At 53.3% G+C, this 7,152-nt stretch carries 6 protein-coding genes and 1 pseudogene; 4 read left to right on the plus strand and 3 right to left on the minus strand.

The features are described from left to right. The first annotated feature begins 104 nt into the window (after positions 1–104). The 3 genes from BFP93_RS07065 to BFP93_RS07075 all read left to right on the plus strand — a co-directional run bounded on the left by BFP93_RS07065 (position 105) and on the right by BFP93_RS07075 (position 2,396). Positions 105–437: an IS66-like element accessory protein TnpA gene (locus BFP93_RS07065; RefSeq protein ID WP_065892569.1), complete on the plus strand. Its 333-nt coding sequence runs from the start codon at positions 105–107 to the stop codon at positions 435–437. Continuing rightward, positions 434–769, plus strand: coding sequence for an IS66 family insertion sequence element accessory protein TnpB (tnpB, locus tag BFP93_RS29160; RefSeq protein WP_065892568.1), 336 nt, complete (start codon positions 434–436; stop codon positions 767–769). Before BFP93_RS07065 ends, tnpB begins: the two co-directional genes overlap by 4 nt. Positions 770–830: 61 nt before the next feature. Beyond that, positions 831–2,396, plus strand: a complete 1,566-nt coding sequence (locus BFP93_RS07075; protein ID WP_065892567.1) for an IS66 family transposase — start codon at positions 831–833, stop codon at positions 2,394–2,396. Positions 2,397–2,434: 38 nt separating this feature from the next. On the opposite strand, the gene BFP93_RS07080 is transcribed toward BFP93_RS07075, so the two are convergent. Next, positions 2,435–2,917, minus strand: a complete 483-nt coding sequence (locus BFP93_RS07080) for a GNAT family N-acetyltransferase (protein ID WP_065892572.1) — start codon at positions 2,915–2,917, stop codon at positions 2,435–2,437. 809 nt (positions 2,918–3,726) lie between these two features. On the opposite strand from BFP93_RS07080, the gene BFP93_RS07090 reads away from it, so the two are divergent. After that, positions 3,727–4,617, plus strand: coding sequence for a hypothetical protein (locus BFP93_RS07090; RefSeq protein ID WP_141687954.1), 891 nt, complete (start codon positions 3,727–3,729; stop codon positions 4,615–4,617). Positions 4,618–4,938: 321 nt separating this feature from the next. Here BFP93_RS07090 and BFP93_RS07095 read toward each other — a convergent pair. Together BFP93_RS07095 and BFP93_RS07100 are read right to left on the minus strand one after the other, a co-directional pair. Next, positions 4,939–5,904, minus strand: a pseudogene (locus BFP93_RS07095) (DUF4113 domain-containing protein); the annotation flags it as partial. A gap of 297 nt (positions 5,905–6,201) precedes the next feature. Beyond that, positions 6,202–7,002 (minus strand): GNAT family N-acetyltransferase, encoded by an 801-nt coding sequence (locus tag BFP93_RS07100; protein WP_065892575.1) that lies wholly within the window; start codon positions 7,000–7,002, stop codon positions 6,202–6,204. Positions 7,003–7,152: the final 150 nt, after the last annotated feature.

A 7,152-nucleotide genomic window follows, 5' to 3' on the forward strand; every position in this document is an offset into this window, starting at 1 on the left:
CGTATCCGTCCGGCGAAGTCATCTACCCAGCCCCGCAAGGCCACGGCATGGTGTGCACTTAAATTTGAGTGGACACCAGGTCTAGCCTTTTAAGCGGGTATTTCATGCAGCCACAACGCCGTTCCTACTCCAAGTCCTTCAAGGCCCAAGTCATTCAAGAGTGCGCCCAGCCCGGCGCTTCGATTGCCAGCATTGCGCTCAGCCATAGCCTCAACGCGAACCTCGTCCACAAATGGATTCGGCTGCACGCGCAGAAAAGCACGGCGCTGCAACCTGCATTCATTCCGGTACCCATGCAGCTGGCCGAAGTGAATTCGCAAGCTGCGTCGCCGAATATCTGTGTCGAAATCCAGCACCCACGCGGTACCGTCAAAGTGAGTTGGCCTACTGAAAGTGCTGTTGCTTGTGCGACCTTTCTTCGAGACTTGCTGCGATGATTCGCATCGACTCCATCTGGCTCGCCACCGAGCCGATGGACATGCGCGCTGGTACCGAGACTGCATTGGCCAGAGTGATTGCGGTGTTTGGTGCGGCGCAGCCGCACTGTGCTTATCTGTTCGCCAACCGCCGCGCTAATCGGATGAAAGTTCTGGTGCATGACGGGTTTGGCATTTGGCTTGCTGCTCGCCGGTTGAACCAAGGCAAGTTCCACTGGCCAGGCATTCGCCATAGCTGTGAAATAGAGTTGGATACCAAGCAACTCCAGGCTTTGGTATTGGGCTTGCCATGGCAACGCGCGGGCTCCGGCGCCGCAATCACACGGCTTTAACGGCTACCATTAGCCTATCGCTCTATCGCCGTGAATTGCCTGCTCTGGCAAAATCGGCACCATGACCTTGCCCAATCTCGACCACCTGAATCCTGAACAACTGCGCGCTTTGGCGGCGCAGTTGATACAGCGTGTCGAGACACTCGACCAGCAAGTCGAGACGATGGGCAAGACGGTCGAAACAATGGGTAAGAAGATCAACCGCGATCAAACGGTGATCGAGAAGCTGACCCATGAGATTGCACAGCTCAAGCGATTCAAGTTTGCCAAGCGTAGCGAGCAGATGAGTCCGCAGCAGGCCAGCTTGCTGGACGATTTGATCGATACCGATATCGCGGCGATTGAGGCTGAGCTTCAAGCATTGCAAACCGCGCCATCGTTGACCGAGAAAAAGCAGAAGCCCAAGCGCACTGCATTGCCGGCTGAGTTTCCACGCACGTTGATCCATCACGAACCGGACAATACTCACTGCCCATGTGGCTGCGTACTGAAACGCATCGGTGAAGACGTCAGCGAGAAACTGGACTACACGCCAGGCGTGTTTACCGTCGAGCGCCATGTCCGTGGCAAGTGGGTCTGCGATGACTGCGAAACGCTGATCCAGGCGCCGGTTCCGGCGCAAGTCATCGACAAGGGCATCCCGACCGCCGGGCTACTTGCCCACGTCATGATCGCCAAGTTTGCTGACCATTTGCCTCTTTACCGTCAGGAATTGATTTTCGGTCGTGCCGGCTTGGCGATTCCACGTTCAACTTTGGCTCAATGGGTTGGCATGACGGGCGTGCAGTTGCAGCCTCTGGTAGATGCGCTGCGCGACGTAGTGCTCGGGCAGCAAGTTATCCATGCCGACGAAACGCCGGTGCAGATGCTGGCTCCGGGCACAAAGAAAACCCACCGCTCTTATGTGTGGGCCTACGCCACCAGTCAGTTCTGCGAAACAGCGGCTGTTGTCTACGACTTCAGCTCCAGCCGCGCTGGGGAGCATGCTCGCAACTTCCTGCAAGACTGGAAGGGCAAGCTGGTGTGTGATGATTTTGGTGGCTACAAGGCTAGCTTCGAACTGGGCGTGACCGAGATCGGCTGCATGGCCCATGCACGGCGCAAGTTCTTCGAACTGCACACCACCAACAAGAGCACGCTTGCTGAGCAAGCCCTGCGCTACATCCAGTCGCTGTATGAAATCGAGAGCGAAGTGCGCGACCTGGAGCCGGATTTGCGGCGCCGAATACGGCAAGAAAAAGCCGTCCCGTTGATGGATATGCTGCACGCCTGGATGATCGCCCAGCGCGATCTCGTGCCTGAAGGCTCAGCCATCAGCAGAGCGCTGGATTACAGCCTGAAACGCTGGGCAGCGCTGTCGCGCTACCTCGGTGACGGGGCCGTACCCATAGACAATAATTGGGCGGAGAACCAAATCCGACCATGGGCTCTTGGACGCAAGAATTGGCTCTTCGCAGGGTCGCTACGCAGCGGCAAGCGGGCGGCGGCGATCATGAGCTTGATCCAGTCTGCGCGGCTGAATGGTCATGATCCATACGCCTATCTAAAGGATGTTCTCACGCGCCTGCCGACGCAGCGGGCGAATGAGATTACCGACCTACTGCCGCACAGGTGGATGCCCATCTAACGGTGCAACCTCTGACGGGGCACAGTATCAAGATCTGCCTAGTCGCCCAAATTAACGGAATTACCGTTAATCCGGACATAATAATTATCGAATTCACCGCTTTCGACGAACACGAAGCCATGGCGAGTGTAAAAACGATTTGAAGCGCTTTCCTTGAGAGCACCAACCTTGATGGGACGCCCGATCTCATCAGCCTCTCTGAAAATCTGAGTAAGAACTTCAGAGCCGATTCCTGCTCCTTGAGCACCGGGTATCACATACAAATGGTCAAGCAGAAGCTCGCTCTGATGGTCTTTGATAACGACAAAACCGACCAGATCGCCTGATACTTCTATGCGGCGTGTGCTGTTAGCGTCGAACCCACCAAGAAATCGTTCGCGCGCACGATCTGGGTTAAATCGTCCAAGCCGTTCAAGGCTCTCGCGCATGGCCTCAATCCTGATGGCTACCAGATCTTCCAGGTCGTTATTGGAAGCTGCGCATAAAACGACAGCGGAGTTTTGATCAGCGGAGGCTGGCATAACAAGCACCCTAAACATGGCCGGTCAGTCATTATAGAGAACAGAATCCGCATAACCACTACTGCCTCGGTTCAATGGAGGCGATGGCTCCATATCAGCTTCAGGGGGATGTGTTCGCCGGACGCATACCGAGAATCAGCTCGCGCTGGAAGCAGCTCTGATGGAGTTGGCTCTCCAAAGTGAAAAGCAAGGCATGGATGAGGTTGGTGACAACGTACCTGGCGCTCTATTCGTGATCGGCGAAAACGCCGGGCACATCAAGCAAGGCTTGGCTAAGCTACGAGCCAATCGTCTATGACAAAGCACACGCCAATTGTGTAGGGGTATGTGGGGGATTTTGAGGGAGAGTCCCGTGGTTGCGGGCTTTGACGCTCGTACACAGCAAGTTGCATAATCGTATAATGAGCATTTAATGGCATAGATTGGCGTACGGTTTGCCCCATTTTTGCCCCACACATGCCTAAACTCGCTTTGTTTCCTGCGGGAGCCCCAACGACGCTCTAACTGTACATGCGACGTCTCTTCGATCAGCGAACCTTCGAAGCTCTTAACGAGACCCCTAATTCCCTTTACGCACGCCAATGTCTTCAAGGCTGTCAGCTGGGTTTAGCTTTAATCACTAACATCTGGGGACCTCCAGAGATCGTTTGATGCAAGCCATCACTATCAGTCGCAATGCCCAACCAATACTTTGTAAATGCCCCCCCTAAATCCATGAGTAGGATGTATGGCTTTCGTAGAGTGTGCCTACACTGCAGGCAGATCGAATCGTCGCCTTACACCTAAACCGCCATGTGAGATTTTCGTACGTGTCCGACATTACCTCCGTAATCGCAGAGTTCTCCCCTCTCGTGTCCCTCTTATGGGAGAACATCAAAGGTTTTGCTAATTCTTCCTTCACGACTTCACTGGCGGGCGCTTTCGCAGGTGCGATAGCTGCGCAGCGCATCGCTGAAAAAGGCAAATTCAGAGATGAATTAGCAAAGGAATTTCAAGCTACGAACGCGGTGATATCGCTCGCAATAGGTATGGCCGCCCAAGCTATGGCGCTAAAAAAACAGCACGTTAGAGCCCTGAAGAGCGATTACCTTAACGATCTGAAGAATTTTGAGGCGCATAAAGAAAAAATCTATGAACGCAAAATTGCAGCAAATACTCCTTTCGAAGTAAAACCTAACTTTCTGTTTTTTCCGGAAATTTCTCCTCCAATCGCTAAACTCCAAGATATCGTCCTAAACCGCCTTTCTGCCGTGGGACGGACAATTGCAGTTGTGACCGCACTTGCTGATTCTGTGGGAAATCTGAATGGAGCTTTATCCAAGCGAAACGAGCTACTGAACGCTTTCAAAAACAATGACTTTCCTGAAGGAGCCTCTTTCCACCATATGTACCTAGGCGTGTCGTTTAGTGAAACCCACACAAACCAAGAGTACGGTAATTCGGTAGAAGCTATTTCTCTCTATACGGATGACATGATTTTTTTCAGCATTAAGTTATGTGAGGATTTGCGGGATCATGGTGAGACACTCAAAAAACGCTACAAATCGCGACTTAGGGGAAAGCCACCAAGGATCTCAACAACAGACTTTGAAAAGCCGCGTCAGGATGGCTTGGTCCCGAAAGACGAAGATTACGTTGATTGGCTATCAGGCTTCGTGACCGTCCAAAAGGCAAGCTCCAAATGGTGGCAGCGTAAATAAAACCCTGTCCGCGGGAGGGCGACAGCTGGTTCTTCGCCTAGTTTTTTCTTGCAGTGGTGGCTTCCTAGACTGCCGAACAGCTCTTCGTCGGATTAGGTAAGCCATGACTGAGCCCTCAATATACTGTTTACATATACAGAGTCCTGTCAAAGCAACGATCATGCACATTTTCTACCCTCTGCCGATTCTCAATTTTCCCCCAGCCACAACCTCTAGCACCTACACAAGTGGCCCCGCCACTACAAGCCAGCTCCAATGATGGGGGCTGTGAAGATCACGCGATTCACAAAATCCTAGATCAGGAATTTTCGAAAACTGAAACTAATCGCAGGCAACCGACCAAAGCTGATCAAGCCGAGTTGTAAAGCTCTGGCTCATCATCTCACGCCGCATACCCCATTCAGGGTTGACGGGCACGCTGGCTGATCTCAGTGTCCCCCTACCCCACCGTTCGTTGATTTGGTCCAGAACCGTCATCACCCGAGTTGCCTCTGCCGGCTGTGATTTAGCGAACAGATCATCGGTGTATTCGCCGGGCTGGCATAGGTCTAGCAACATCACCTCGGCCTTGCTGTACTTGAAACCTGGCCGGAATATACGCTCAAGCGAGCCTATCGCTGCCTGGGTGAGCAGGCGAACGTCATGGGTGGGATACGGCATATCCACCACCACACCGTTGGCATACTTAGCCTCCTCTGGATTGAACATTCCGGTTCTGATGCAAACGCGGACCTTTTTGCACAGCGAGTTCTGGGCGCGGAGCTTCTCAGAAGCTCGCATCATGTAGGTGGCCACCGCCTCTTTGATAGGCGGCAGCTCCGTCAGCCGCTGACCGAACATGCGACTGCAGCAGATTTCCTGCTTTGGCGGATCGGGCTCGTCCAGCTCCAAGCAAGGCGTGCCGCCCAGTTCCCTGGCCGTCTTCTCGATCACAACGCTGAACTTCTTGCGGAGCGTCCAAGGGTCCGCCTTAGCAAGATCCATTGCAGACTTGATGCCCATCGCATCAAGATGAAGTTTCATCTTTCGCCCAACACCCCACACCTCCGCCACGTCCGTATTGCGCAGCACCCAGTCCCGCTTAACCGGGTCGGTGATATTGACCACACCACCGGTCTGCGATTGCAGGCGCTTTGCGGTGTGGTTTGCCAGCTTCGCCAGAGTCTTTGTATGAGCGATACCAACACCGACAGGTATGCCGGTGCAGCGAAGTACCTGAGCGCGGATCTGCCGGCCTAACGCATCCAACCCACTGACACCGGTCAGATCGGCGAATGCCTCATCGATTTAAAGGAAAGATTGTGAACTATGGACATAGCCACAGAGCAGTCATGGTCTGCTGTTGACTCTGATCTCTGATGTCCATACTTCACCTCCATTTTCCCGCGAAAAATCTAGGGGGTGCCCATACGTCATTGCATTGATCCAACCCTCTATTAGCTGCATCGCGTTTGACCTTTTTTCAGCTGACGTCCCTAAGCACTTGCGCATATGCGTAATTGCATGGACTTGACCGGTTGTTTGCATTGACTTGACCAGCACACTGGTTAGCCTTGACCGGCAGAAATCGGCCAAGAGCAGACTTCAGCTATCTACCAGGCGATATAGCGCTTGAGCGTGGGATGTCGCTAGCCCTGTACGCTGCAAATTTCGGCGACTTTGCGAGCTGGGAAGCGCGGTTGCGGCGATCACAATACTGCCGTGTTTTTTTGCTTGCTCTATCCGATGAGATATCAGGGCTCCATGGTAGCCCTGGCCTCGTGCATTTTTTCGGGTGGCAGCCGTCCCAAGGTAGGCAACTCCATTGCAGGCCAGGTACATCAACGCTCCTGCCACGACCTTTCCATCAGCCTTAAGAACGTAGATTTTCAGACGTTCATTTGTCATCAGTCCTGCTAACGAAGCCTGGCTCAACTGAAGATGCTCTGGCTTGGTATGAAATCCACTCGCATGCACGGCTGCGAACTCAGGAAGCGTTTGTGAGGTGGCTTCTTCGATTTCGAATGAGTGGTGATTCAAGACCACATTTTCGATGGTGCACGCGAGTTGCAGATGCGTCCACCCCCTCAGACGCTCCAGCCGCTTCTCACCCACCAAAGCGTACTGTTCCAAAGTCGAGGCCTTTCCGATAAGAGGCGTTACTGTCGAATACTCTGCTGATTCCTTGAGCAAGCTCAATAGTGACTTGGGTCTGTCGGTACTATCGCCGTAGATGCGATTGAGCATCGGGCTAGGTGATGCCTTCACCTGAAAGCATGGAAAAGCTTCGTTGAAAAACACACGAGCACCAAAAGGGTTTCCACTTATCCGAGACAAACTCTCGACGCGGGCACACAAATACTCGCTTTCTGCGGCCTCAATCGCATGAGCCATTCCGGCATTCATGTGCATAGTCCTTATTGCGTGATGTCCCAGAAGGGTAACGGCAAATTCAACAATACACACCTCCAAACACACAGCTGGTAGATAACCTGCTCCGGTGTCCCTTTGGGATCGATAACTGCCTGTCGCGATGGGCTGCAATCGGCCAAAAGC

Origin of the sequence: Pseudomonas sp. 44 R 15, from assembly GCF_900004965.1 — a bacterium.
Classification (GTDB): domain Bacteria; phylum Pseudomonadota; class Gammaproteobacteria; order Pseudomonadales; family Pseudomonadaceae; genus Aquipseudomonas; species Aquipseudomonas orientalis_A.